This is a genomic window from Mesorhizobium sp. M7A.F.Ca.CA.004.12.1.1 (assembly GCF_003997835.1).
Lineage (GTDB): Bacteria > Pseudomonadota > Alphaproteobacteria > Rhizobiales > Rhizobiaceae > Mesorhizobium.
This window is the reverse complement of record NZ_RZRK01000915.1, coordinates 1-2,309: the sequence shown is the minus strand read 5'-3', so window position 1 is coordinate 2,309 and position 2,309 is coordinate 1. Positions and strand designations below refer to the sequence as shown.

Annotated in this window: 2 protein-coding genes; one reads left to right on the top strand and one right to left on the bottom strand. The window is 62.0% G+C overall.

Annotated features, from left to right (window positions below):
• Window positions 1-133: 133 nt before the first annotated feature.
• The gene (locus EN984_RS31660; protein WP_127269638.1) at window positions 134-1,666 is read right to left on the bottom strand and encodes an acyl-CoA carboxylase subunit beta; all 1,533 of its coding nucleotides are present in this window, start codon (window positions 1,664-1,666) and stop codon (window positions 134-136) included.
• Between the two features lie 398 nt (window positions 1,667-2,064).
• Between EN984_RS31660 and EN984_RS31655 the strand changes: the two genes are divergently transcribed.
• Window positions 2,065-2,309: DEAD/DEAH box helicase (locus tag EN984_RS31655; protein ID WP_164765790.1), on the top strand; the 245-nt coding region annotated here is incomplete at its 3' end.

Genomic DNA, 2,309 nt, shown 5'->3' with positions numbered 1-2,309 from the left:
TTCCAGATGCGTATCGACAATCACGCGACGCCATGGGGCAGCCCTGTCCGCGCCACCATGGGGGCGGGATTTGGCGCGGCGGAAGAGGAGTGAGCTGCCCGACGGTTACCTCGGATAGATGCCCAGCCACGCCTCACAGCGGGATGTTGTCGTGCTTCTTCCAGGGGTTCTGCATGTCCTTGTTGCGCAGCATGCGCAGCGCGCGCGCGATGCGGCGGCGGGTCGAGTGCGGCATGATCACCTCATCGACATAGCCGCGCTCGGCGGCGACGAAGGGCGACAGGAAGCGATCCTCGTAAGCCTTTGTGTGGGCTGCGATCTTTTCGATGTCACCGATGTCCTTGCGATAAATGATCTCGACCGCCCCCCTGGCACCCATCACCGCGATCTGCGCCGTCGGCCAGGCATAGTTCATGTCGCCGCGCAGATGTTTCGACGCCATCACGTCATAGGCGCCGCCATAGGCTTTGCGGGTGATGACGGTGATCTTCGGTACGGTGGCCTCGGCATAGGCGAACAGGAGTTTCGCGCCATGCTTGATCAGCCCGCCATATTCCTGCGCGGTGCCAGGCAGGAAGCCGGGGACATCGACGAAGGTGACGATCGGGATCGAAAAACAGTCGCAGAAGCGCACGAAACGGGCCGCCTTGCGGCTGGCGTCGGAATCGAGCACGCCGGCCAGCACCATCGGCTGGTTGGCGACGAAGCCGACGGTGCGGCCCTCGACGCGCCCGAACCCGGTGACGATGTTCTTGGCGAAGTTCTGCTGGATTTCGAAGAAGTCGCCTTCGTCGGCAACTTTCATGATCAGTTCCTTGATGTCGTAGGGCTTGTTGGCGTTGTCGGGAATCAGCCGGTCGAGCGACAAATCATGGTCGGTGACCGACTGGTAGCATTCGATCTCGGGAAGCTCCGATGTGTTGGAAGCCGGCAGCAGGTCGACCAGCCGGCGCATCTGCAGCAGCGCCTCGACGTCATTGTCATAGGCTCCGTCGGCGATCGACGATTTCGTCGTATGGACGGAAGCGCCGCCGAGGCTCTCGGCGGTCACCGTCTCGTTGGTCACGGTCTTCACCACATCCGGTCCGGTGACGAACATGTAGGAAGTGTCGCGCACCATGAAGATGAAGTCGGTCATGGCAGGCGAATAGACGTCGCCGCCGGCGCACGGTCCCATGATGACGGAAATCTGCGGAATGACGCCTGAGGCCAGCACGTTGCGCTGAAAGATCTCGGCATAGCCGCCGAGTGCTGCCACGCCTTCCTGGATGCGCGCGCCGCCAGCATCGTAGAGGCCGATGATCGGCGCCCGGTTGCGCAGCGCCATCTCCTGCACCTTGATGACCTTCTCGGCATGCGCTTCCGACAGCGAGCCCCCGAATACGGTAAAGTCCTTGGCGAAGAGGTAGACCGGGCGGCCGTTGACGGTGCCCCAGCCGGTGACGACGCCGTCGCCGGCGATCTTGGTGTTCTCCATGCCGAAGTCGGTCGAGCGGTGCTCGACATACATGTCGAATTCCTCGAACGAGCCCTCGTCGAGAAACACCTCGATGCGTTCGCGCGCGGTGAGCTTGCCCTTCTTGTGCTGGGCATCGATGCGAGCCTGGCCGCCGCCCATGCGGGCAATCTCGCGGCGGCGCTCGAGTTCCTTGAGAACGTCTTTCATCGATTACCTCCCAAGCCAGTGGCATTTCGTGGTAATCGTGCCGGCAAGCGGCGCTTGCGCCACGGGTTTTGTTGCGCTGCAGCATGACGCCCCTTGCATTTGGCGGCGAACTCAGCCATATGCAGCCCATAGGCGCTTGGGCCGGGAACGAATCCGGCCTTCTCGACGAATGAGACTGGTTGCGTCTGTTTTCCCTCTTTCCGGTATATCGGCCCTTTTTCCGGTAAATCACAAAGCGGTGAAAAAGCCCCGTGGCATGATGCCTGCGGGCACGACAGCGCAGCCGAGTGGACGAATACGTCCGCCCGCCTTGTCGTTCATCACAGATTTTTCGACGGCAGGTTGCGCCCTGCCGCCATCGATGTTTGCGGCCAGAAGCCGCGTGAAAGAAGATTATTTTGACCAACGAAAACACTTTGCCCGGTAGCACTGCGGAACTCACCGGTTTCGCGGCACTGGGTATTACGGGCGCGCTGCTCAAGGCCACCCACAACGCCGGCTTCGCCGAGCCGAAGCCGATCCAGGCACAGGCGATCCCCCCTCAGATGGAAGGCCGTGACATTTTCGGCATCGCCCAGACCGGCTCCGGCAAGACCGCGGCCTTCGCGCTGCCGATCTTGTCGAAGATCATTGCGCTTGGCAC

What these genes read in the sequence shown, in the direction of transcription:
- EN984_RS31660 (WP_127269638.1), bottom strand. Translation starts at nt 1,666, where the DNA reads ATGAAAGACGTTCTCAAGGAACTCGAGCGCCGCCGCGAGATTGCCCGC.